This is a genomic window from Gilliamella sp. B2969 (assembly GCF_026536195.1).
Classification (GTDB): Bacteria; Pseudomonadota; Gammaproteobacteria; order Enterobacterales; family Orbaceae; genus Gilliamella.
The window spans coordinates 97,348-120,891 of record NZ_JAFNOP010000009.1; the positions used below are offsets into that span (position 1 = coordinate 97,348).

General features: G+C 38.8%; 38 protein-coding genes. 2 read left to right on the forward strand and 36 right to left on the reverse strand.

Annotated elements, in window-relative coordinates; all coding sequences use genetic code 11:
* Positions 1-7: 7 nt before the first annotated feature.
* From J3U66_RS09475 to iscR, 36 genes are all read right to left on the reverse strand, one after another.
* Positions 8-997 carry a DNA-directed RNA polymerase subunit alpha gene (locus J3U66_RS09475; RefSeq protein ID WP_065634463.1) on the reverse strand — a complete coding sequence of 330 codons (990 nt, stop codon included), beginning with the start codon at positions 995-997 and terminating at the stop codon, positions 8-10.
* A gap of 25 nt (positions 998-1,022) precedes the next feature.
* Positions 1,023-1,643, reverse strand: coding sequence for a 30S ribosomal protein S4 (rpsD, locus tag J3U66_RS09480; protein WP_065558591.1), 621 nt, complete (start codon positions 1,641-1,643; stop codon positions 1,023-1,025).
* A gap of 46 nt (positions 1,644-1,689) precedes the next feature.
* A complete protein-coding gene (gene rpsK, locus J3U66_RS09485) occupies positions 1,690-2,079 on the reverse strand; it encodes a 30S ribosomal protein S11 (protein ID WP_034948028.1) in 390 nt (129 codons plus the stop codon).
* Positions 2,080-2,094: 15 nt separating this feature from the next.
* Positions 2,095-2,451 carry a 30S ribosomal protein S13 gene (rpsM, locus tag J3U66_RS09490; protein WP_025314404.1) on the reverse strand — a complete coding sequence of 119 codons (357 nt, stop codon included), beginning with the start codon at positions 2,449-2,451 and terminating at the stop codon, positions 2,095-2,097.
* 169 nt (positions 2,452-2,620) lie between these two features.
* Positions 2,621-2,734: a 50S ribosomal protein L36 gene (gene rpmJ / locus J3U66_RS09495; protein WP_034884218.1), complete on the reverse strand. Its 114-nt coding sequence runs from the start codon at positions 2,732-2,734 to the stop codon at positions 2,621-2,623.
* Between the two features lie 26 nt (positions 2,735-2,760).
* The gene (gene secY / locus J3U66_RS09500; RefSeq protein WP_267333931.1) at positions 2,761-4,101 is read right to left on the reverse strand and encodes a preprotein translocase subunit SecY; all 1,341 of its coding nucleotides are present in this window, start codon (positions 4,099-4,101) and stop codon (positions 2,761-2,763) included.
* Between the two features lie 8 nt (positions 4,102-4,109).
* Positions 4,110-4,544, reverse strand: a complete 435-nt coding sequence (gene rplO, locus J3U66_RS09505) for a 50S ribosomal protein L15 (RefSeq protein ID WP_065634461.1) — start codon at positions 4,542-4,544, stop codon at positions 4,110-4,112.
* A gap of 5 nt (positions 4,545-4,549) precedes the next feature.
* A complete protein-coding gene (gene rpmD, locus J3U66_RS09510; RefSeq protein WP_025314400.1) occupies positions 4,550-4,729 on the reverse strand; it encodes a 50S ribosomal protein L30 in 180 nt (59 codons plus the stop codon).
* Positions 4,730-4,735: 6 nt separating this feature from the next.
* Positions 4,736-5,236: a 30S ribosomal protein S5 gene (gene rpsE / locus J3U66_RS09515; protein ID WP_025314399.1), complete on the reverse strand. Its 501-nt coding sequence runs from the start codon at positions 5,234-5,236 to the stop codon at positions 4,736-4,738.
* A gap of 14 nt (positions 5,237-5,250) precedes the next feature.
* Positions 5,251-5,604 carry a 50S ribosomal protein L18 gene (rplR, locus tag J3U66_RS09520; protein WP_025314398.1) on the reverse strand — a complete coding sequence of 118 codons (354 nt, stop codon included), beginning with the start codon at positions 5,602-5,604 and terminating at the stop codon, positions 5,251-5,253.
* 9 nt (positions 5,605-5,613) lie between these two features.
* Entirely contained in the window at positions 5,614-6,147 is a 534-nt protein-coding gene (rplF, locus tag J3U66_RS09525) for a 50S ribosomal protein L6 (RefSeq protein WP_267333932.1), read from the reverse strand.
* Between the two features lie 11 nt (positions 6,148-6,158).
* A complete protein-coding gene (rpsH, locus tag J3U66_RS09530) occupies positions 6,159-6,551 on the reverse strand; it encodes a 30S ribosomal protein S8 (RefSeq protein WP_034884228.1) in 393 nt (130 codons plus the stop codon).
* Between the two features lie 17 nt (positions 6,552-6,568).
* A complete protein-coding gene (gene rpsN / locus J3U66_RS09535) occupies positions 6,569-6,874 on the reverse strand; it encodes a 30S ribosomal protein S14 (RefSeq protein ID WP_065634459.1) in 306 nt (101 codons plus the stop codon).
* An 11-nt stretch (positions 6,875-6,885) separates the two neighbouring features.
* Positions 6,886-7,425 (reverse strand): 50S ribosomal protein L5, encoded by a 540-nt coding sequence (rplE, locus tag J3U66_RS09540; protein WP_065634458.1) that lies wholly within the window; start codon positions 7,423-7,425, stop codon positions 6,886-6,888.
* Between the two features lie 17 nt (positions 7,426-7,442).
* The gene (gene rplX / locus J3U66_RS09545) at positions 7,443-7,757 is read right to left on the reverse strand and encodes a 50S ribosomal protein L24 (RefSeq protein WP_065634457.1); all 315 of its coding nucleotides are present in this window, start codon (positions 7,755-7,757) and stop codon (positions 7,443-7,445) included.
* A gap of 10 nt (positions 7,758-7,767) precedes the next feature.
* Positions 7,768-8,139 (reverse strand): 50S ribosomal protein L14, encoded by a 372-nt coding sequence (gene rplN, locus J3U66_RS09550; RefSeq protein ID WP_025314392.1) that lies wholly within the window; start codon positions 8,137-8,139, stop codon positions 7,768-7,770.
* A gap of 194 nt (positions 8,140-8,333) precedes the next feature.
* Positions 8,334-8,594: a 30S ribosomal protein S17 gene (rpsQ, locus tag J3U66_RS09555; protein ID WP_025314391.1), complete on the reverse strand. Its 261-nt coding sequence runs from the start codon at positions 8,592-8,594 to the stop codon at positions 8,334-8,336.
* A 1-nt stretch (position 8,595) separates the two neighbouring features.
* Positions 8,596-8,787, reverse strand: coding sequence for a 50S ribosomal protein L29 (rpmC, locus tag J3U66_RS09560; protein ID WP_065634456.1), 192 nt, complete (start codon positions 8,785-8,787; stop codon positions 8,596-8,598).
* Positions 8,788-9,198 (reverse strand): 50S ribosomal protein L16, encoded by a 411-nt coding sequence (gene rplP / locus J3U66_RS09565; protein WP_025314389.1) that lies wholly within the window; start codon positions 9,196-9,198, stop codon positions 8,788-8,790.
* Positions 9,199-9,210: 12 nt separating this feature from the next.
* The gene (gene rpsC / locus J3U66_RS09570) at positions 9,211-9,948 is read right to left on the reverse strand and encodes a 30S ribosomal protein S3 (protein WP_065634455.1); all 738 of its coding nucleotides are present in this window, start codon (positions 9,946-9,948) and stop codon (positions 9,211-9,213) included.
* Between the two features lie 14 nt (positions 9,949-9,962).
* Complete coding sequence (gene rplV / locus J3U66_RS09575) at positions 9,963-10,295, reverse strand: 50S ribosomal protein L22 (protein ID WP_034884235.1); 333 nt, start codon at positions 10,293-10,295, stop codon at positions 9,963-9,965.
* A gap of 13 nt (positions 10,296-10,308) precedes the next feature.
* A complete protein-coding gene (gene rpsS, locus J3U66_RS09580) occupies positions 10,309-10,587 on the reverse strand; it encodes a 30S ribosomal protein S19 (RefSeq protein WP_024496505.1) in 279 nt (92 codons plus the stop codon).
* Between the two features lie 19 nt (positions 10,588-10,606).
* A complete protein-coding gene (gene rplB, locus J3U66_RS09585) occupies positions 10,607-11,431 on the reverse strand; it encodes a 50S ribosomal protein L2 (RefSeq protein WP_065562943.1) in 825 nt (274 codons plus the stop codon).
* A gap of 18 nt (positions 11,432-11,449) precedes the next feature.
* Entirely contained in the window at positions 11,450-11,752 is a 303-nt protein-coding gene (gene rplW, locus J3U66_RS09590) for a 50S ribosomal protein L23 (RefSeq protein ID WP_034885052.1), read from the reverse strand.
* Positions 11,749-12,351 carry a 50S ribosomal protein L4 gene (gene rplD, locus J3U66_RS09595; RefSeq protein ID WP_025314384.1) on the reverse strand — a complete coding sequence of 201 codons (603 nt, stop codon included), beginning with the start codon at positions 12,349-12,351 and terminating at the stop codon, positions 11,749-11,751. Before rplD ends, rplW begins: the two co-directional genes overlap by 4 nt.
* A 16-nt stretch (positions 12,352-12,367) precedes the next feature.
* Positions 12,368-12,994, reverse strand: coding sequence for a 50S ribosomal protein L3 (gene rplC / locus J3U66_RS09600; RefSeq protein ID WP_267348811.1), 627 nt, complete (start codon positions 12,992-12,994; stop codon positions 12,368-12,370).
* Positions 12,995-13,025: 31 nt separating this feature from the next.
* Entirely contained in the window at positions 13,026-13,337 is a 312-nt protein-coding gene (rpsJ, locus tag J3U66_RS09605) for a 30S ribosomal protein S10 (RefSeq protein ID WP_006120582.1), read from the reverse strand.
* Positions 13,338-13,710: 373 nt separating this feature from the next.
* Positions 13,711-14,646: a pseudouridine-5'-phosphate glycosidase gene (locus J3U66_RS09610; RefSeq protein ID WP_267333933.1), complete on the reverse strand. Its 936-nt coding sequence runs from the start codon at positions 14,644-14,646 to the stop codon at positions 13,711-13,713.
* Complete coding sequence (locus J3U66_RS09615) at positions 14,643-15,734, reverse strand: PfkB family carbohydrate kinase (RefSeq protein ID WP_267348812.1); 1,092 nt, start codon at positions 15,732-15,734, stop codon at positions 14,643-14,645. The genes J3U66_RS09610 and J3U66_RS09615 overlap by 4 nt, the downstream gene beginning before the upstream one ends.
* Positions 15,735-15,926: 192 nt before the next feature.
* On the reverse strand, positions 15,927-16,265 hold the full coding sequence (fdx, locus tag J3U66_RS09620; RefSeq protein ID WP_065634451.1) for an ISC system 2Fe-2S type ferredoxin: 339 nt from the start codon (positions 16,263-16,265) through the stop codon (positions 15,927-15,929).
* 14 nt (positions 16,266-16,279) lie between these two features.
* Positions 16,280-18,139, reverse strand: coding sequence for a Fe-S protein assembly chaperone HscA (gene hscA, locus J3U66_RS09625; RefSeq protein ID WP_267348813.1), 1,860 nt, complete (start codon positions 18,137-18,139; stop codon positions 16,280-16,282).
* 37 nt (positions 18,140-18,176) lie between these two features.
* Positions 18,177-18,695 (reverse strand): Fe-S protein assembly co-chaperone HscB, encoded by a 519-nt coding sequence (gene hscB / locus J3U66_RS09630; protein ID WP_267333936.1) that lies wholly within the window; start codon positions 18,693-18,695, stop codon positions 18,177-18,179.
* A gap of 14 nt (positions 18,696-18,709) precedes the next feature.
* Positions 18,710-19,033, reverse strand: a complete 324-nt coding sequence (iscA, locus tag J3U66_RS09635; RefSeq protein ID WP_065634448.1) for an iron-sulfur cluster assembly protein IscA — start codon at positions 19,031-19,033, stop codon at positions 18,710-18,712.
* The gene (gene iscU / locus J3U66_RS09640; protein ID WP_065634447.1) at positions 19,033-19,419 is read right to left on the reverse strand and encodes a Fe-S cluster assembly scaffold IscU; all 387 of its coding nucleotides are present in this window, start codon (positions 19,417-19,419) and stop codon (positions 19,033-19,035) included. Before iscU ends, iscA begins: the two co-directional genes overlap by 1 nt.
* Before the next feature lie 15 nt (positions 19,420-19,434).
* A complete protein-coding gene (locus J3U66_RS09645) occupies positions 19,435-20,649 on the reverse strand; it encodes an IscS subfamily cysteine desulfurase (RefSeq protein ID WP_267333937.1) in 1,215 nt (404 codons plus the stop codon).
* 38 nt (positions 20,650-20,687) lie between these two features.
* Positions 20,688-21,143 (reverse strand): Fe-S cluster assembly transcriptional regulator IscR, encoded by a 456-nt coding sequence (gene iscR / locus J3U66_RS09650; protein WP_065634445.1) that lies wholly within the window; start codon positions 21,141-21,143, stop codon positions 20,688-20,690.
* A 162-nt stretch (positions 21,144-21,305) separates the two neighbouring features.
* Between iscR and sltY the strand changes: the two genes are divergently transcribed.
* Positions 21,306-23,246, forward strand: coding sequence for a murein transglycosylase (sltY, locus tag J3U66_RS09655; RefSeq protein ID WP_267348814.1), 1,941 nt, complete (start codon positions 21,306-21,308; stop codon positions 23,244-23,246).
* 11 nt (positions 23,247-23,257) lie between these two features.
* Complete coding sequence (gene trpR / locus J3U66_RS09660) at positions 23,258-23,542, forward strand: trp operon repressor (RefSeq protein ID WP_218056877.1); 285 nt, start codon at positions 23,258-23,260, stop codon at positions 23,540-23,542.
* Positions 23,543-23,544: the final 2 nt, after the last annotated feature.

The window sequence follows — 23,544 nt, forward strand, 5'->3', positions numbered from 1 at the left end:
TTTTATCTTAGTCTTCAACAATACTTGCTGGTGGCCAGTTCTCAAGACGCATGCCTAAAGATAAACCACGAGAAGCGAGCACATCCTTAATTTCAGTAAGCGATTTCTTACCAAGATTAGGGGTTTTAAGTAGCTCAACTTCGGTACGTTGTACTAAATCACCAATATAATGAACTGCTTCTGCTTTTAAGCAATTAGCAGACCGAACAGTTAATTCGAGATCATCTACTGGACGTAGAAGAATCGGATCAAATTCCGGTTTATCTTCTTTAACTTCAGGTTGACGTACATCACGTAAATCAACGAAAGCTTCAAGTTGTTCAGCCAAAATAGTTGATGCGCGACGAATAGATTCTTCTGGATCAATGGTACCATTGGTTTCCATATCGATAACCAGTTTATCTAAATCGGTACGTTGTTCCACACGAGCCGCATCGACAGAATATGCAATGCGCTCAACTGGGCTATAACAAGCATCAACTAATAGACGACCAATTGGTCGCTCTTCATCTTCTGACTTAACGCGAGCAGAAGCAGGGACATAACCACGTCCTCGTTGTACACGAATACGCATACTAATTGAAGCATTGGCATCAGTAAGATGACAAATTACTAAATCAGGATTAACAATTTCAACATCACCATCATGAGTGATATCCGATGCAGTAACTGCACCAATACCTGATTTATTTAAAGTCAGCATAACATCATCTTTAGTATGCACACGTACTGCTAATTTTTTCAAATTAAGCAGAATATCAAGTACATCTTCTTGAACGCCTTCTTTAGTACTATACTCATGCAGAACACCGTCAATTTCAACTTCGGTTACTGCATATCCCGGCATAGATGATAATAAAATGCGGCGTAGTGCATTACCTAAAGTATGTCCAAAACCACGCTCAAGTGGCTCTAAAGTCACTTTTGCATGAGTTGGGCTGTATTGAACAACATCAACTAGGTGAGGTTTTAAAAACTCTGTTACAGAACCCTGCATTATGTCCTCTCTTAAGTGCTAAACTTTACTTAGAGTAAAGTTCGACGATCAAATGTTCGTTGATGTCAGCAGATAAATCTGAACGTTCTGGTAAGCGTTTGAATACACCTTCCATTTTGCTAGCATCAACTTCTAACCATGTTGGTTTTTCACGTTGTTCAGCTAACTCTAAAGCGGCTTTAATACGTGCTTGTTTTTTTGATTTTTCACGAACACTAATCACATCTTCAGGCGAAACTTGATAAGACGCAATGTTCACAACGTGACCATTAACAAGAACAGCTTTATGACTAACTAACTGACGAGCTTCAGCACGAGTTGCACCAAATCCCATACGATAAACAACGTTATCTAAACGACGTTCTAAAAGACCAAGTAGGTTTTCACCAGTATTGCCTTTAATACGCGCAGCATTTTTATAGTAATTACGGAATTGACGTTCTAAAATTCCATAAATACGTCTAACTTTTTGTTTTTCACGTAACTGAACACCATAATCGGATAAACGCGGTTTACGCGCACCATGTTGTCCAGGCGCTTGTTCTAACTTACATTTACTGTCAACCGCTCGGACACCAGATTTAAGGAATAAATCAGTACCTTCACGACGACTTAATTTGAGCTTTGGTCCCAAATATCTTGCCATTTTATTTCTCCAATAATCCTATAAACATTCGATGTTTAATAAATAATTAAACACGACGTTTCTTTGGTGGACGACAACCGTTATGAGGGATCGGAGTAACATCAGTAATGTTAGTGATACGATAACCCGCAGCATTTAATGCACGAATTGTTGACTCACGACCAGGACCAGGTCCTTTTACCATAACTTCTAGATTCTTAATTCCGTAGTCTTTTACGGCTTCTGCACAACGCTCTGCGGCCACTTGAGCTGCGAACGGAGTTGACTTACGAGAGCCACGGAAACCAGAACCACCAGCGGTTGCCCAACCCAACGCATTACCTTGACGATCGGTAATAGTTACGATTGTATTGTTAAATGATGCATGAATATGAGCTACACCATCAGAAACTTGCTTTTTAACACGTTTACGTGTACGAACAGGTGTCTTTGCCATTTATTATCACCTCAATTATTTCTTGATTGGCTTACGCGGTCCCTTACGGGTACGAGCGTTAGTCTTAGTGCGTTGACCACGAACAGGAAGTCCACGACGGTGACGCATGCCACGATAACAACCAAGGTCTAATAAACGCTTGATACTCATAGTTACTTCACGACGTAAATCACCTTCAACAGTAAATTTAGCGACTTGTTCACGTAACTTTTCAATCTGATCTTCAGATAGTTCTCTGATCTTTACATGTTCAGGAATACCGGCTTCAGCACAAATTGTCTTAGCGCGAGTATTACCAATTCCATAAATTGCTTGTAACGCAATTACAGCATGTTGTTGATCAGGAATGTTAATGCCTGCTATACGGGCCACTATGCACTCCTTTATTGTTAATGTTAGTAAACTTACTATACTGAAAAGCCCGTTTTCAGGATACTCAAACAGCAAGTTTACAAATAAATTTAGGCTGGCTATTCTAGCCAGCTTTACTATACTTTGGCAAGTAAAATATGCAAAAGTTCAACTTTACAGTTAAATAAAATTAACCTTGACGTTGTTTATGCTTACCTTCAATGCAAATAACACGAACGATGCCATTGCGTTTGATGATTTTACAATTTCTGCATAATTTCTTGACTGAAGCACGAACTTTCATTTTTTTCTCCGTAACTTCTGGCTAACTTATCGGCCATAGCCTTTAAGGTTCGCTTTCTTTAACACTGACTCATAACGATTTGGCATCATTAAAGTCTGTACTTGTGCCATAAAATCCATGATTACAACAACCACAATTAATAAAGAGGTCCCACCAAATTGGACAGGAACTTTCATTGCACTTGTCATAAACATTGGTACCAAACATACAAAAGTAATGTAGATAGCGCCAATTAGCGTTAACCGTGTCATTACCTTGTCAATATACTTCGATGTTTGTTCACCTGGACGGATACCTGGAATAAATGCCCCAGATTTTTTTAACTGATCTGCTGTCTCTCTTGGGTTGAAAACCAATGCGGTATAGAAGAAACAGAAGAAAATAATCGCAGCTGCAAAAAAGATTATGTATAACGGTTGATCATGAGAAAAATATTGACCTATAAGAACAATAATGTATCTCCAACCTTCACCATCTCCTTGAAACCAAGAAGCCATCATAGATGGTAACATAACGATTGTTGAAGCAAATATAGCCGGAATTACACCTGCCATATTAATTTTCAATGGTAGATGTGTACTTTGTGCGGCATACACACGACGACCTTGCTGACGCTGCGCATAGTTGACGACAATACGTCGTTGACCACGTTCAACAAACACAACAAAATAAGTCACACCAACTACTAATGCGGCGACTACTAGTAATAAAATTGGATGCAATGAACCAGAACGAGCTTGTTCAATTGTTTCATATATTGCATGGGGAAGACCTGCCACAATACCCGCAAAGATAATGATTGAAATACCATTACCTACACCGCGTTCCGTGATCTGTTCACCCAACCACATAAGAAACATAGTGCCAGTAACTAAGCTAACCGATGCAATAAAATAGAAAGAAAATCCTGGATTAATCACAACATGACCATAACCAGGAATATTCGGTAGACCAGTCGCAATACCAACTGCCTGTACAATCGCTAAAGCAAGAGTGCCATAACGAGTGTATTGGCTAATTTTCTTACGACCTGATTCACCTTCTTTCTTCAATTCTGCGAGTTTAGGGCTAATAGCTGTTAATAACTGTACGATAATCGATGCAGAAATATATGGCATTATCCCTAATGCGAAAATTGAAGCACGGCTTAAAGCACCACCAGAGAACATATTGAACATACCGACAATACCATTAGATGATGCTTGTGCTAGTAAGTCCGATAACGCTTTAGTATCAATACCAGGAACCGGAATATAAGAACCTAGACGAAAAACAATAAGCGCTAAAAGCACAAATATTAAACGTCTTTTAAGCTCACCACTACCGCCTCGAGTACTTTGAAAATCTAATCCTGGTTGCTTTGCCATCTTTCTAATTATTCCTCAATTTTTCCGCCAGCAGCTTCAATTGCAGCTTTAGCACCTTTCGTTACTCGAATACCACGAACGGTAACTGGTTTAGTTACTTCACCAGATAACATGATTTTAGCATATTCGATTTGTGAATTAATCACATTAGCAACTTTTAAGCTATTTAAGTCAACAACATCACCTTCAACTTTCATTAAATCTGAAAGACGAACTTGTGCTGTTACCATAGCTTTACGTGAGGTAAAACCAAATTTTGGTAAACGACGATATAAAGGCATTTGACCACCTTCAAAGCCACGACGAACGCCGCCACCTGAACGAGATTTTTGACCTTTGATACCACGAGTACCCGTTTTACCTAATCCAGAACCGATTCCTCGACCTAGACGTTTTGGTGCATGCTTTGAACCTTCAGCAGGAGATAAAGTATTTAAACGCATTACTATTACTCCTCTACTTTAACCATGTAATAAACTTGGTTTACCATACCGCGAATCGCAGGTGTATCCTCGCGCTCAACAGTATGACCAATACGACGTAATCCTAAACCTACTAACGTTGCTTTATGCTTCGGTAGACGACCAATAGAACTACGAGTTTGTGTAATTTTAATTGTCTTTGCCATGGCTAATTACCCCAAAATTTCTTCGACGGTTTTACCACGCTTAGCAGCAACCATTTCAGGTGATTTCATGTTTTCTAAGCCATCAATTGTTGCACGAACCACGTTAATTGGGTTTGTAGAACCATATGCTTTAGCTAGAACGTTACGAACACCAGCAACTTCTAATACCGCACGCATCGCACCACCGGCGATAATACCAGTACCTTCTGATGCAGGTTGCATATAAACACGAGAACCTGTATGAGCACCTTTAACCGGATGCTGTAAAGTATCGTTGTTTAACGCAACATTAATCATATTACGACGTGCTTTTTCCATTGCTTTTTGGATTGCTGCTGGCACTTCACGTGCTTTACCATATCCAAAACCTACGCGGCCATTACCGTCACCAACAACAGTTAGTGCAGAAAAACTAAAAATACGACCACCTTTTACGGTTTTAGAAACTCGGTTAACTGCGATTAATTTTTCCTGCAGTTCACCAGCTTGTTTTTCGATGTTTGACATCTTTAACTCCTACCTTAGAACTGTAGGCCAGCTTCGCGAGCAGCATCTGCTAGCGCCTGAACTCGACCATGATATTGGAAACCTGAACGATCAAAAGAAACTTCTTTGATATCTTTCGCTAATGCACGCTCTGCGATTGCTTTACCAACTGCTGCTGCTGCATCTTTGTTTCCAGTGTATTTTAAACTTTCACTGATAGCTTTTTCTAATGTAGAAGCGGCTGCCAGTACTTCTGATCCGTTTGGTGCGATAATCTGCGCATAAATATGACGCGGAGTACGGTGAACTACTAAGCGAGTTGCAAGTAGTTCATGCATCTTACGACGCGCTTTAGTTGCACGACGGATACGAGCTGATTTCTTATCCATAGTGTTACCTTACTTTTTCTTAGCTTCTTTAGTACGCACAACTTCATCTGCGTAACGAACACCTTTACCTTTATAAGGTTCAGGACGACGATAAGCACGGATATCTGCTGCTACTTGTCCAATTAACTGTTTATCAGCACTTTTTAGTACGATTTCAGTTTGAGAAGGACATTCAGCTGTTACACCTTTAGGTAATTGATGTTCAATTGGATGTGAATATCCAAGAGATAGACCAATTGCATTACCTTTAACTTGTGCACGATAACCGACACCAACTAGCTGAAGTTTTTTAGTAAAACCTTCAGTAACACCAATAACCATTGAGTTAATCAATGCGCGCGCTGTACCTGCTTGAGCCCAAGCATTCGCAAAGCCGTCACGAGGGGCAAATTTAATTTGACCTTCTTCTTGATTAATAACAACAGCATTATTAATTGTACGAGATAACTCGCCATTTTTACCTTTAATCGTAATTACCTGACCATTGAGTTTTACCTCTACGCCAGCAGGAACAACGACAGGTGCTTTTGCAACACGAGACATTTTTTTCTCCCTTACGCTACGTAGCAGATAATTTCACCACCAAGACCTGCTTGGCGTGCTGCTCGATCAGTCATAACACCTTTAGAAGTAGAAATAACTGCGATACCTAATCCTGCCATTACTTTTGGCAATTCGTCTTTACGTTTATAAATACGTAGACCTGGACGGCTAACACGTTTAATACTTTCTACAACAGCCTTACCTTGGAAATATTTTAAAGTGATTTCCAATTCTGGTTTAGTGTCACCAACTACTTTATAGTCCCCGATATAACCTTCTTCTTTTAGCACATTGGCAATTGCCACTTTTAGCTTAGAGGAAGGCATGGTGACTGCAACTTTATTCGCAGCTTGACCGTTACGAATGCGGGTCAACATATCTGCTATAGGATCTTGCATGCTCATCTATAACACTCCCCTGATTACCAACTTGCCTTTTTAAGACCTGGAATCTCACCACGCATGGCTGACTCACGGACCTTAATACGGCTTAAACCAAACTTACGAAGGACGCCATGAGGACGACCGGTTTGACGACAACGACGACGTTGACGTGATGGACTAGAATCACGAGGAAGCGTTTGCAATTTAAGCACTGCATTCCAACGATCTTCATCTGATGCATTAAGATCAGAGATAATCGCTTTTAATTCTTGACGCTTCGCAAAATATCTTTCTGCTAGCTTTACGCGTTTCTTATCGCGTTCAATCATTGATTGTTTAGCCATTATGCCCTACCTTACTTACGAAATGGGAAGTTAAAGGCAGATAATAAAGCTCGGCCTTCTTCATCTGATTGTGCACTTGTTGTGATAGTAATATCTAAACCACGAACACGATCAACTTTATCATAATCGATTTCAGGGAAAACGATTTGTTCTCGAATACCCATGCTATAATTGCCACGACCATCAAAAGATTTTGCGCTTAAACCACGAAAATCTCGAGTACGAGGAAGAGCAATATAAACTAGACGTTCAAAAAATTCCCACATACGTTCGCCACGTAAAGTGACTTTACAACCAATAGGATACCCTTGACGGATTTTAAAACCAGCAACTGATTTGCGTGCTTTAGTGACAAGTGGTTTTTGACCACTGATTGCTGCTAAGTCAGCAACTGCATTATCTAATAATTTCTTATCAGTAATTGCTTCACCCACACCCATATTCAAGGTGATCTTTTCGATCCGAGGGACTTGCATGACAGATTTGTAGCCAAACTGGTCTTGCAGTTTATTTACTACCTGTGCTTTGTAGTAATCATGCAGTTTCGCCATCGTACACTCCAAATTACTTAATTGATTAATTCATTAGTAGACTTATAAAAACGGACTTTTTTTCCGTCTTCAAAACGAAAGCCTACGCGATCTGCTTTGCCTGTAGCTGGGTTAAAAATTGCTACGTTAGAAACATTAATAGCTGCTTCTTTCTCAACAATTCCACCATCTTGATTTAATGCAGGTACTGGTTTTTGGTGTTTTTTCACCAAATTGATACCTTCAACAATCACTTTGCCTGTAGACAAAACACTTTTTACTTTACCGCGTTTACCTTTATCTTTACCGGTTAACACGATAACTTCATCTTCTCGACGGATTTTCGCTGCCATTACCCGCTCCTTACAGTACTTCTGGTGCTAATGAAATGATCTTCATAAACTTCTCAGAACGAAGTTCACGAGTGACCGGTCCAAAAATACGCGTACCAATCGGTTGCTCACTGTTATTATTTAAAATAACACACGCATTGCGATCGAAACGAATGACAGATCCATCAGGACGACGAACACCTTTTCTAGTGCGCACAACCACAGCTTTAAGTACATCACCTTTCTTTACTTTACCACGTGGAATTGCTTCTTTAATGGTAACTTTGATGATATCACCAACCGCTGCATAACGACGGTGCGATCCACCGAGAACCTTGATACACATTACACTACGTGCGCCAGAGTTATCGGCAACATCTAGCCTAGTCTGTTCTTGGATCATTTTAATGCTCCGTATAAATAAATTATTGTCTAATCTACCTTCATCCACCTCAACTACCATGGATAAGAATAGACAACCAAAAACCCACATATGTGAGGGCGCATAGTATAACACCACTCAAATAAAATGGATAGCATAAAATAAACGGCCGATGAGCCGTTTATTATATTATGTACAGTTTTTAATCAAAAAGATTAACTAACTGCTTTTTCTACGATTCGAACAAGAGTCCAAGATTTGGTTTTTGATAATGGACGACACTCTTTAATTTCTACAGTATCACCAATACCACACTCGTTGTTTTCATCATGTACATGCAATTTAGTCGTACGTTTAATGAACTTACCATATAACGGATGCTTCACTTTACGTTCAATAGCTACAGTAATAGATTTATCCATTTTGTCGCTAATAACACGACCTTGCTGAGTACGAATTTTTACTTCAGTAGTCATATTACGCACCCGCCTTCTCAGTTAATAATGTTTTAACTCGTGCAATATTACGACGCACTTGTTTTAACACATGAGTTTGTGTTAACTGACCCCCAGCTAATTGCATACGTAAGTTAAATTGCTCACGTAATAAATTAAGAAGTTCAGTATTTAACTCTTCAACGCTTTTTTCGCGTAGCTCTTTTGCTTTCATTTACATCACCGTCTTAATCACAAAGGTGGTTTTAATTGGCAGTTTTGCAGCTGCCAACGCAAATGCTTCACGAGCAACTTCTTCCGGTACTCCGTCCATTTCATAAAGGACTTTACCTGGTTGAATCTGAGCAACCCAGTATTCAACGTTACCCTTACCTTTACCCATACGCACTTCAAGTGGTTTTTCAGTAATTGGTTTATCAGGGAAAACTCGAATCCAGATTTTACCTTGACGCTTAACTGCACGAGTCATAGCACGACGTGCTGCTTCGATCTGGCGCGCAGTCAAACGACCACGACCCACAGCCTTAAGACCGAATGTACCGAAACTAACGTCAGTACTTACAGCAAGACCACGATTGCGGCCCTTGTGCACTTTACGGAATTTTGTACGCTTTGGTTGTAACATCAGCGACGCTCCTTATTGTTTTCGGCCTTTGCGCTGCTTTTTCGGTTGAGCAGCAGGTTGTTTTTCTGCTTGTTCAACGGCAGCCATACCACCAAGGATCTCACCTTTGAAGATCCACACTTTAACACCAATAATACCATAGGTAGTTAATGCTTCAGATGTACCATAATCGATATCAGCACGTAGAGTATGTAGAGGCACACGACCTTCACGATACCATTCACTACGTGCGATTTCAGCGCCGCCTAAACGACCACTTACTTCAACTTTGATACCTTTAGCACCCGCTTTCATTGCATTTTGTACCGCACGTTTCATTGCACGACGGAACATAACACGGCGTTCTAACTGAGAAGTAATACTGTCAGCAACTAATTTAGCGTCAAGTTCAGGTTTACGAACTTCAGCTATATTAATTTGTACTGCAACATCACGTTTCTCTTTCTTGTCTTTATATTTATTGACAATAGAAGCTACGGCATTACGTAATTTTTCAACGTCCTCGCCTTTTTTACCAATCACAATACCCGGACGAGCAGTGTGAATAGTAATGCGAACGTTAGTTTCTGCTGAACGGTCGATTACAATCTTAGAGATTGATGCTTGTGCTAATTCTTTGTTTAAGAATTCACGCACTCTAAAATCACTTTCTAAATTATCAGCGAATGTCTTTGTACCCGAATACCATGTAGATGTCCAAGGCTTGACGATGCCTAGTCGGATACCATTTGGATTTACTTTTTGACCCATTGCTATTCTCCAGCCTAGCGATCAGAGACGATCACGGTGATGTGACTCGTACGCTTCAAAATTCGATCTGCACGACCTTTTGCACGAGGCATAATACGCTTCATGGTTGGGCCTTCGTCTACGAAAATTTTCGCAACTTTTAGATCATCAATATCAGCACCATCGTTATGCTCTGCATTAGCAATAGCAGACTCTAATACTTTTTTAACTAGTACAGCCGCTTTTTTATTGGTGTACGTTAAAATATCAAGTGCCTGAGACACTTTCTTACCGCGAACAAGATCTGCAACTAAGCGAACTTTTTGTGCAGAAGAACGAGCGTGGCGGTACTTTGCAATTGTTTCCATCTCTTTCTCCTACTTATTTCTTCTTAGCTTTCTTATCCGCAGCGTGGCCGCGATAAGTACGAGTCGGCGCGAATTCACCCAATTTATGACCAACCATTTCGTCGGAAACATAAACTGGAACGTGCTGACGACCATTATGGACAGCGATGGTCAAACCGATCATGTTAGGAAAGATCGTTGAACGACGGGACCAAGTACGAATTGGTTTCTTGTCCCCGCTTTCCACCGCTTTCTCTACCTTCTTCAGCAAGTGTAGGTCAATAAAAGGACCCTTCTTGAGAGAACGTGGCATAGCTAATCCTCTATATTAATTATTTCTTATTGCGACGGCGAACAATATACTTATCAGTACGTTTGTTGCTACGCGTTTTCAATCCTTTGGCTTTTTGACCCCATGGAGACACAGGATGTTTACCAAAGTTACGACCTTCACCACCACCATGTGGATGGTCTACCGGGTTCATTGCTGTACCACGAACAGTAGGACGAACACCGCGCCAACGCGAAGCACCCGCTTTACCTAGTACGCGAAGCATATGTTCTGAGTTACCCACTTCACCAATAGTGGCGCGGCAATCAGATAACACTTTACGCATTTCACCTGAACGTAGACGTAATGTTACATAAGCACCATCACGCGCAACGATTTGAACATAACTACCAGCAGAGCGAGCAAGTTGTCCGCCTTTGCCTGGTTTCATTTCAATATTATGCACGGTAGAACCGACTGGAATATTGCGCATTGGTAAACAGTTACCTGTTTTAATTGATGCATCAACACCAGATTGGATCTGATCACCTGCTTTTAAGCCTTTAGGCGCTAAAATATAACGACGTTCACCGTCTTTATATAGAACCAATGCAATATTTGCACTACGGTTCGGATCATATTCCAAACGTTCAACAACTGCTGGAATACCATCTTTATTACGCTTAAAGTCGACAATACGATAATGTTGTTTATGACCACCACCGATATGACGGGTAGTGATACGACCATTATTATTGCGACCACCAGTTTTGCTTTTTGAATCAAGCAACGGTGCATAAGGCTTACCTTTATGCAACTCTGGGTTAACCACTTTAACAACGTGGCGACGACCCGGAGATGTAGGTTTACACTTAACAACTGCCATTGTTCTTACTCCTCCGAATTACTCAGCGACGCCAGCAAGGTCTAAGTTTTGACCTTCTGCTAAAGTAACGTAAGCTTTTTTCCAGTCGCTACGGCGACCGATTTGTTGACCACGACGTTTTACTTTGCCTTTAACAACAAGCGTATTTACGTCATCTACTTTAACTTCAAATAGTTGTTCAACTGCGGCTTTAATCTCTCTCTTAGTAGCATCTTTAGCAACTTTCAATACTAATGTATTTGTTTTTTCCATTGAAATAGATGCTTTTTCAGAAACATGTGGTGCTCGCAGGACTTTAAGCAGACGCTCTTCACGAATCATGCTAACATCTCCTCTACTTGTTTAACGGCATCAACAGTGATAACCACTTTGTCAAATGCAATCAAACTAACTGGATCAATACCTGCCACATCACGCACATCAACTTTATGCAAGTTACGTGCTGCTAAGAAAAGATTTTCATCAACGTCAGAGGTAATGATTAGAACATCATTAAGATTCATATCATTTAATTTCTGAGTTAATAATTTAGTCTTAGGTGCTTCAACAGTAAATGTTTCAACCACAACTAAACGTTCTTGACGCACTAATTCAGAGAAAATACTCTTTAATGCACCACGATACATTTTACGGTTAACTTTTTGGCTATGATCTTGTGGTTTTGCTGCAAATGTTACACCACCACTACGCCAGATTGGGCTCTTAATAGAACCTGAACGAGCACGACCTGTGCCTTTTTGACGCCATGGTTTTTTGCCTGAACCAGCGATTTCTGCACGAGTTTTTTGTGCGCGAGAGCCTTGACGAGCAGCAGATGCATAAGCAACAACTACTTGGTGAACTAACGCTTCATTAAACTCACGTCCGAAGGTAGTTTCGGAAACAGAAAGCGCTTGCGCGTCTTTTACTACTAATTCCATCTCTATCTCCTCGACGTTAAGCCTTGATTGCTGGTTTAACAATTACGTCACTATTGATTGCGCCAGGAACCGCACCTTTAATTAATAAAAGGTTACGCTCTGCATCAACACGTACAATATCTAAGTTTTGAACAGTTACACGTTCATTACCTAGGTGACCTGCCATTTTACGACCTTTGAACACTTTACCTGGAGTTTGGTTTTGACCAATTGAGCCATGACCACGGTGTGCCAAAGAGTTACCATGGGTTGCATCTTGAGTACGGAAATTCCAACGTTTAGTTACGCCAGCAAAACCTTTACCTTTAGATGTACCAGTAACATCAACTTTTTTAACGTCTGTAAAAATATCAACGTTAATGCTTTGACCTACAGTAAATTCACCTTTTTCAAAACGGAATTCCCATAGACCACGACCAGCTTCAACGCCAGCCTTAGCGAAATGACCTGCTTCAGGTTTGTTTACGCGGCTTGCTTTTTTGCTGCCAGTAGTAACCTGAATAGCTTGATAACCATCATTTTCAAGCGTTTTTACTTGAGTAATGCGGTTACTTTGAACTTCAACTACGGTGACAGGAATAGAAACACCCTCTTCGGTGAAGATTCGTGTCATTCCTACTTTACGACCGATTAAACCAATCATTGTTTCGACCTCTCAATCATTCAGCCTAGGATTAACCTAAACTGATCTGCACATCAACACCGGCAGCAAGATCTAGACGCATTAAAGCATCAACTGTTTTTTCAGTTGGCTCAACAATATCAACTAGACGTTTGTGAGTGCGAATTTCATATTGATCACGCGCGTCTTTATTAACGTGCGGAGAAATCAATACGGTAAAACGCTCTTTGCGTGTCGGTAATGGAATAGGACCACGAACTTGTGCGCCTGTGCGCTTCGCAGTTTCTACAATTTCAGCAGTTGATTGATCTATCAAACGATGATCAAACGCTTTTAACCGGATACGGATTCTTTGGTTCGACATGAGACCAGAGCTCCACTATTTAAAAGTTATAACAAAAGACTACTCCTCTTACCCTGTTTCGATTGACAGGAGAGTGTAATCCGTTCTTTTTCGTAACCCCCAAATCGGGAGTATTGTTGATATAATTCAATATTATTAAATAAGGATTATATCTTCATACGCATTTGCTTATCAAAAATTCAACAAACAAAGTGCGTCAATTATACGTAAATAATTAACTAATGCAAGGAGTAATTCATAAAGAGTAACGATAATGACTTTAACAAATCAAACAAATATTTTTAGGATTACAGGTACTAAAGCGATAATACCTAAAGGAAGTGCATTAAATAAATATAGCTATTCTTCCTTTAGACTAAAAATTTAATAGTAATTATTTAATATGGCAATAATTTATTGCTATTTCTGATGCTAATTTAGCATTATTAAAGACGAGATTGATATTAGCTTCTAAACTATCACCACCCGTTATTTCTACCACTTTTGCTAACAAGAATGGCGTGGTTTCTTTACCTTTAATCCCTTTCTCAACCGACTCTTGTAACGCTTTTTCAATCGCAACGGAAATAATTTGCTCATCCATTGCATATTGTTCAGGAATAGGATTTGCAACCACAACGCCACCCTTTAAACCCAAATCCCATTTTACGTTAATCATGTCGGCAATCTGTTTAGCGCTATCTAGTTTTACGCTAACATCAAACGGACTAGTTCGGCTAAAGAACGACGGCAGTTTTTCGGTTTGATAACCAACCACAGGTACCCCATATGTTTCAAGGTATTCCATCGTTAGACCTAAATCTAAAATTGATTTGGCACCAGCACAAACTACAGCGACACTTGTATTAGCGAGTTCTTGAAGATCGGCTGAAATATCAAAGGTATGCTCAGCGCCACGATGAACGCCACCAAGCCCGCCGGTTGCAAAAACTCGAATACCCGCTAATTCAGCAATAATCATTGTAGCTGCAACGGTTGTCGCACCATTTTGTTTATTGGCTACAACAACTGGTAAATCACGACGGCTTACTTTTGTTACATTTAATCCTTCTTTACCAAGAATGGTGATCTCTTCTTTTGATAACCCAGCTTTTAATCGACCGTTAATTACCGCAATCGTTGCAGGAATTGCGCCATTTTTTCTGACAATTTCTTCCACTTTTAATGCGGTTTCCACATTTTGCGGATAAGGCATGCCATGTGAAATAATGGTCGATTCTAAAGCAACGACAGGTTGATTATTGTCAAGCGCTTGTTTAACTTCTGGCGAGATATCGAGATATTGATTATAGGTAGATACATTATTCATGAAACAGACTCCAATATATTTTGAACACAATTAATAGATAGATTTGGATTATTGGTAAATTCAGATGATAACGTTAAAGATGAGCACGCTTGAGCAAATCTCACACTTTGATAAAAACTCATATTATCCAAATAGCCATGAGCAAGGCCAGCAAGCATCGCATCACCTGCACCTGTAACGCTAATAATTGTTGTAGGAATAGAAGCGGACCAACCTTGCTCACCATTGATTTCGCTGTAATAAACACCTTCAGCACCGGTACTGATCGCTATACGCTGCACGCCTTGTTTATGAAACCAATCAATAACAGCTGGTATGTCTTTATCGCTATTAATTTTTATGCCACTTAACATTTCAGCTTCAAGGCGGTTAGGTTTTAAAGTATGAATATGTGATAACCAATCTTTTATTTTATGCGATTTAAAGGCTGAAACGGTATCAACAAAAATAGGGACTGAGCCTGCGTTACTGAATAACCAAGCCAAAGCCTCTGATTGTAAATTACAATCAATAATTAATAATTTTGCATGTTGAATCAATTGTTTTGACTCATTTAATAAACTTGGTGTTAACTTATCAATAATGTCCATATCGTTGATAGCTAGAATCATTTCACCAGCTTCATCTAATAGAGAAAGATAAGTTGAAGTACTATCCCCTTTTACAACGTGGCAATGATCCATATTAACGCCAGCTTTTCGCGTGTGCTCAATCAATTGCATGCCATAAAAATCATCACCGATCATAGAAACCAGATGAGTATCTTGTCCCAATAATGCTAAATTTTCAGCAATATTACGACCGACACCACCAGGTGTACAAGCAATTTTGCCTGGGTTTGAATCACCATAAACTAATTTCTTATTTGAATATCCAGTCACATCCATATTGCTCGAACCAACCACCACAATATGATTATTTTCTGATAAAATATAACCCTTTCCTTTTATATAGCCTTTTTGAGTCAGTGTCATAATATAACCTGCAACACTCGAGCGAGTGATACCTAACATGTCAGCTATTGTATGTTGTTGGATAAGCGGATTATTACGGATAATTGTTAAGATTTGCTTTTCTCTATGATTCATAAACACCTGTTTATTTTTCAGCACATGTCTATAAATCAACTATACCAAAACGATAATCAAGTTAATAGTAAAGTATTATTTTTGATAAGAAAAATGTGACAAAAATCACAACGATATCAAAATCAAAGAAAAATAGAAAAAATTAAAATCTCAAATGATAAGTAAATTAGGCGCCGCCATAAAGGCGACTGATTAATGATCTTCTTTAGCGTGGTTAAGACTATATCTTGGGATTTCAACCTCAAGATCTTCATCGGTCACTCGAGCTTGGCAACTTAAGCGACTATGCGGTTCAACACCCCACGCTTTATCCAGCATATCGTCTTCTTGTTCATCACTCTCTTCGAGTGAATCAAATCCTTTTCGAACAATACAGTGGCAAGTCGAACAGGCACAAGACATTTCACAAGCATGCTCAATTTCAATGTCATTGCGCAAAGCAACTTCTAAAATAGATTCGCCTTCTTCTGCTTCGACAGTTAATCCATCAGGACAAAGATCGGCATTAGGTAAAAAAGTAATTTTTGGCATAATAATCTCGTTAGTTAAATATCATCAACTTTATGACCAGTTAAAGCATGACGAATTGACCTATCCATTCGCTTAGCAGCAAACTCCTGTGTCACTTTATCAACAACTTTGATTTGTTTTTCAATGGTATAACTGTCATCTAATTTACTTACGGCTTGTAATTGATGTTTAGCTGCTAAAATCTGATCCAGTTCATTTTCACTTAATAAATCGGCGTCTTTATCTAAGGCGCTTTGCAAACTCTCAAGAACTCGTGCGGCTTCAACTTTTTGTTCAGCGAGCATCCTAGCTTGTTTATCTTGCTGTGCATAGCTAATAGAATCTTGAATCATGGACGCGATTTCTTTATCTGTTAACCCATAAGATGGCTTGACTTGGATCGCTGCTTCAACGCCTGTTGATTTCTCTTTTGCGGTGACACTTAACAAACCATCAGCATCAACTTGAAAAGTGACACGAATATGTGCACCGCCTGCAGGCATAGGAGGAATACCCCTTAACGTAAATCTTGCAAGTGATCGGCAATCAGCAACAGTTTCACGTTCACCTTGTAAAACATGAATCATCATCGCCGTTTGTCCGTCTTTAAAGGTTGTGAATTCTTGCGCCCTCGCACAAGGAATGGTGCTATTACGTGGAATAATTTTTTCAACCAATTCGCCCATCGTTTCTATCCCTAAAGACAAGGGAATAACATCAAGCAATAGCATGTCGGAATCTGGCTTATTGCCAACGAGTATATCCGCCTGTATTGCTGCACCAATAGCAACAACTTTATCCGGATCAATCGACGTTAAAGGCTCAGTTTTAAAATAATCGCCGACAAGTTTACGAACTAACGGTACGCGAGTAGAACCACCGACCATCACAACTTCAACGATATCACTCATATCAGTTTGAGCATCTTTTAATGCCCGGCGACAAACCGCCAATGTGCGTTTGACTAACGGTTCAATTAACGCTTCAAATTGTTTACGTGTTATAGTTAAAGATTGACCTTCTATGTTGACTAAAACAGAATCTTTCTGGCTTAGTGCAATTTTGATTTGAACCGCTTCATCAATAATTGTTTGGTTGATATGGGGATCAGTGTTAGTTTCTAAACCGACTTGTTTTTTTAGATAATCTGCAAGTAGTCGGTCAAAATCATCACCACCAAGTGCAGAATCGCCCCCCGTTGCTAATACTTCAAACACCCCTTTATGTAAGCGCAAGATAGAAATATCAAACGTACCGCCACCTAAATCATAAACGGCAATCACCCCTTCTTTGCCGGAATCTAAACCATAAGCAATCGCGGCGGCGGTTGGTTCATTTAAAAGACGAAGTACATGCAATCCAGCTAACTTTGCAGCATCTTTGGTTGCTTGCCGCTGAGCATCATCAAAATAGGCAGGAACAGTAATCACCGCGCCATCAATTTCACTTTGTAATGTCTGTTTTGCTCTGTTGGCTAAAGCAACTAAGATTTCGGCTGAAACCTGAATCGGATTAACTTGGCCATTAGGTAAATTTAATAAGGGTACGCCATTTTCAGTTTGTGAAAATGCGTAGGGAAAATGCGAAAATTGAATATCGGATAAACTTCTGCCCATTAACCTTTTAACAGAACTTACTGTATTTTTGGGATCGTTGGCAGCATTATCTTTAGCATTCTTTCCAACGGTAATAACCGGATTATCATCATGATCGATGCCATAATGAACAACTGATGGCAATAAAGCATTACCGTCTAAATCAGGTAAAACCTCGGATTGTCCACTACGAACTGTTGCGACGAGTGAATTTGTTGTACCAAGATCAATGCCTACCGCCACACGACGTTGATGGGGTTCTGGTGTTTGTCCTGGTTCACTGATCTGTAATAATACCATTTAATCTATCTCTGTTGACGTGCGACTAATCTTAAAATTATAAAGCAAATTGCTTTTCTTGTAACTTCTCGATTTGTTCAATCAATCTAGTGAGATAACGGATTTTATAGAGTTGATTAAGTGCAGTTTGCCAATCTTGTTTAGCAATGAGCGCTAGTAATTGATTATAAACTGTTTTTTCACGTTCAATAATTTCTGCATGAAAATCATCTAACAAGGTAAAATTAGTTTGATTTTCAATGTCATCAAGCCTTTCACGCAAAGAAAATTGCTCCATTAAAAAATCGGCATCATGAATAATGCTCTGTTCTGCTGCAATATCAAAACCTTGTAACGATAAAAAATATTCAGCCGCTTTGATCGGATTTTTTAATGTTTGATAACCATCATTAATTTTAGCCGATTTTTGTACAACAGCGGATTTTTCGCTGTCATTTGCAGTCGCAAAATTATCTGGGTGATATTGTCTTTGTAGCTGTTGATAATGAAGCGCTAACTGTTTTGAATCAACCGGCAACTGTACAGGTAGCTGAAATAACTCAAAGTAATTATCCATAATGATAGCTCCAACTAAACATTAAAGCTTTCGCCACAACCGCATTCATTCTTAGAATTAGGATTATTGAATTTAAAGCCTTCGTTTAAACCCTCTTTGACAAAATCAAGTTCTGTTCCATCAATATAAACTAAACTTTTTTTATCTACGATCACTTTGACATTTTTATCTTCAAAAACGCTATCATCGTCATTAATCACATCAGCAAATTCCAAGACATAAGCCATACCTGAACAACCGGATGTTTTTACACCTAACCTAAGCCCAACACCTTTTCCGCGATTAGCCAAAAAGGATTGAACTCGATTTGCTGCACTTGTTGTTAATGTGATTGCCATTAACCTTGCCCTTTCTTAGTTTTATAATCATCAATTGCGGCTTTAATTGCATCTTCGGCTAAAATTGAACAGTGAATTTTAACAGGTGGCAATGCAAGTTCTTTTGCGATATCAGTATTTTTAATCGCTTGCGCTTCATCTAACGATTTACCTTTAATCCATTCGGTGACTAAAGAGCTGGATGCTATTGCACTACCACAACCATAAGTTTTGAATTTAGCATCTTCAATAATACCCGCATCATTCACTTTGATTTGTAATCGCATTACATCGCCACACGCTGGCGCACCAACCATACCACTACCAACATTAGGATCATTTTGATCGAAAGAGCCAACATTGCGTGGGTTTTCATAATGATCAACGACTTTTTCACTATATGCCATAATTTGCTCCTAATTTTAATGGGCTGACCACTTAATTTTTGTTAGATCAACGCCATCTTTAAACATTTCCCAAAGTGGCGATAAATCTCTCAATTTGCCAATAGAATTTTTGATTAGTTTAATTACATAATCCACTTCTTCTTCAGTGCTAAAACGGCCTAATGAAAAACGGATTGAACTGTGAGCCAGTTCATCATTTAATCCTAATGCACGCAAAACATATGAAGGTTCTAAACTAGCTGAAGTACAAGCAGAGCCAGATGAAACAGCTAAATCTTTTAAAGCCATCATCAATGATTCGCCTTCAATATAAGCAAAGCTAACATTTAAGATATTGGGTGCACTGTGCTCTAACGAACCATTTAAGTAAACCTCTTCAATATCTTTTAAACCATTCCATAGGCGATTTTTAAGTGCTAATAGTCGCGGCATTTCAGTAGCCATTTCTTCTTTAGCTATGTGATAGGCTTCGCCCATCCCAACAATTTGATGTACAGGTAACGTGCCTGAGCGCATACCACGTTCATGACCACCACCATGCATTTGTGCTTCGATACGAACACGAGGTTTACGTCTTACATAAAGCCCACCAATGCCTTTAGGACCGTAAATTTTATGTCCAGAAAACGACATAAGATCGACTTTTAACTTTGTTAAATCAATCGGTAATTTACCAACACTTTGCGTTGCATCAACATGAAAAACAATACCTCGTTCTCGGCACATCTCACCGATTTTTTCAATATCTTGAACCACGCCTGTTTCATTATTAACGTGCATAATAGATACAACAGTTGTATCACTACGCATTGCAGCTGCAAGCTTATCTAAATCCAATATTCCATTAGATTCAGGGGCCAAATAAGTCACTTCATAGCCTTCTCGTTCTAATTGACGACAAGTATCAAGTACCGCTTTATGTTCCGTTTTACAGGTAATAATGTGTTTACCTTTTGCTTGATTAAAATGGGCAGCCCCTTTAATGGCTAAATTATCGGCTTCTGTAGCGCCAGAGGTAAACACAATTTCTCGTGAATCTGCACCAATTAGATCAGCAATTTGGTTTCTTGCTATATCTACCGCTTCTTCGGCCTGCCATCCAAATTTATGAGATCGAGATGCCGGATTACCAAATATACCGTCGAGTGTTAAATATTGCATCATTTTTTCAGCTACTCTAGGATCAACCGGCGTTGTCGCTGCATAATCCATATAAATAGGTAGTTTCATTTATTACTCCCAATTACAAATTCTGTATTATATATTTATTAGTTAATCCTAACTTGCTGTATGTGACTTTGACGGTCTGCTACCGCTTTAACTTCCTTATTATTCACTAATTCACTTAGTGTAATGCTTGTTAAAAAGTCATCAATGCGTTCACTTAAATCATTCCATAAACTATGTGTTAAACATCTAACACCACCTTGACAGCCATTTTGACCATGGCATTTTGTGGCGTGAACTGTTTCATCTACAGCTTTAACAATCGAACTAATTGCAATTTGATCCATACTTCGACTTAGCACGTAACCACCACCTGGCCCTCTAACACTTAGTACTAAGCCATTTTTACGTAAACGCGCAAACAATTGTTCAAGATAAGATAATGAGATTTCCTGACGTTCTGAAATATCGGCAAGTGAAACCGGACCAGAGCTTGAATGTAGTGCTACATCCAACATTGCTGTTACCGCATATCGCCCCTTTGAAGTCAATTTCATTGATCATCTCCTCTTTATATTTTGGATGTATTGTATATATCCTTTTAGTTTAGTCAAGTATTTAGTTGACTATTTTACTAGGAATTAAATATACGTTGCTTATCGACGAATAACGCTAAAATATGCTAATCTAATAAGCTAATATGCTACCGGAGTTAAAGGATGAGTTTAGTATTGCGTTCTTTTTTATTGATAACTTTACTAATAGCCAATAGTAGTTTTGCAAGCAATGCTCAGACTAACTTGCGAGCTAGCTATCAAAAATGGACCAATTCTTATCAATCATTAAGTTTTGAAGAACAACAAGCTTTGCTAAACGAGTTAACAACTTATCCTCTTTATCCTTATGCTGCTGTACAATTTTTGCAAAGTAATATTAAAGTTGTTTCACCCGAATTAGTCAGAAATTTCATCACGCAATATAATGACTTTCCGTTAACTTCATCATTGATACAAGCTTACCTGGCAGAATTGACTAATCGTCAAGATTGGAACACGATTGTCAATTTTCCACAAGATGGGTCACCTGCAGCAAATTGCCGAAATCTCTATGCCCAATTACAACAAAATAGTAATAATGAGTCGATTTACAATGAAGTTGAATCATTATGGATGACAGGCAAAGAACTGCCTTCAGCCTGTGACTCGCTAATTAATGCATGGTCACAAACCGGTAAACAGACCGGAAATATGATATTATTACGCATTGAACTCGCCCTTGAGTCCAACAACATAAAACTGGCACGATATTTAGCGAACACACTGGATAATAGTTATCAAACCACAAAAAGTCATTTACTTGCTCTATTTGATAATCCACAAAAATTAAGTGAATTTTCAAAAAATATCACAGCGAGTAAATTTACTAAAAAAATTGTTCTTGCTTCCTTTGCACGTTTAGCGAAAGCTGATATGAATTTGGCCGAAGCAATTTTACCAAAACTTATTGAGCAACAAGCATTAACTGAAGAAGAGCAAATTGTTCTACAAAAAAGCTTGGCTGATCGTTTCTTTAATGATTCAGCAACGCAGCAACAAATTGAGTGGCGTGATAATTTTATTGCCAAAACACATGACACGCCATTAGTTGAAAAACGTATCCGTGTCGCGATTGATAACAACGATTTTAAAGATATTGCTTATTGGTTAACACAGCTTGATCCAAAAGATCAATTGAAAGACGATTGGCAATATTGGCAAGCACGCGTGCTACTTAACAATAATCAACGTGAACAAGCCCATACCATTTTACAAACATTAAGCAATAATCGAGGCTTTTACGGTATGATTAGTGCACAAACACTTAATCAACCTTATATACTTGTCAATTTATCACAAGACCTTTCAGCTGCAGAACGTAGCAAATTAAATACTCAATATGACACTCAAGCATTTATCAAAAGAATTAATGAATTACGTTTTTTAGGCATGATATCAGAGTCAAACCGTGAATGGCGATATGCATTAAGGAATCTACCCAATAATGATTATTTACAGTTAGCTAGATACGCTTACCAAAAAGGATGGGGCGATCTCAGTATCCAAGCAACAATCTCGGGAAAATTATGGGATAATTGGACAGAAAGGCTCCCAATTATGTATCAAAACTTATATAACAATGCATTAAAAGACAAAGTTATACCGCTTTCTTACGCATTAGCTATCTCGCGCCAAGAAAGCGCACTTGATACCACAATACAATCTCCCGTCGGTGCAAGTGGTTTAATGCAACTTATGCCGGCAACAGCTAAAGATACAGCTAAAAAAATGGGTTATGTAACCTATAACTCTCCTGCTCAATTATTTGATCCTGAAATCAATATACAACTTGGAACTTACTATCTAAATAGTGTCTATTTACAAAATAATAATAATCGTATTTTATCCTCTAGTGCTTATAATGCCGGCCCTAATCGTGTAAAAAAATGGCTTAATAAAAGTGGCGGCAAACTTGATGCTGTCTCATTTATTGATAGTATCCCTTTTACCGAAACCCGTAATTACGTGAAAAATGTATTAACTTATGATTACATTTACAAAACCATTTTAAAGCAAGAAAACGTAGGGATTTTAACCACAATTGAATTTAACCAACAATATTAATGACGAACAAGATGAAAAATAAAGAATGGCAACAAACCGTTGAAATATTACATCAAGCATTTAATGATGGCTATTCGCTTGATATATTAAAACTCCTATTAACTGCCGATGAACGAGATGCATTAATTACCCGAGTAAAAATTGTCCATGCTTTGTTAGATGGTTCAATTAATCAGCGTCAATTAAAAGAACAGCTTGGCATTGGTATTGCCACTGTCACTCGTGGTTCAAATAGTCTAAAAGAAGCATCGCCTGAATTTAAATATTGGTTAGAACAAAACTTATTAAATGACTAGTA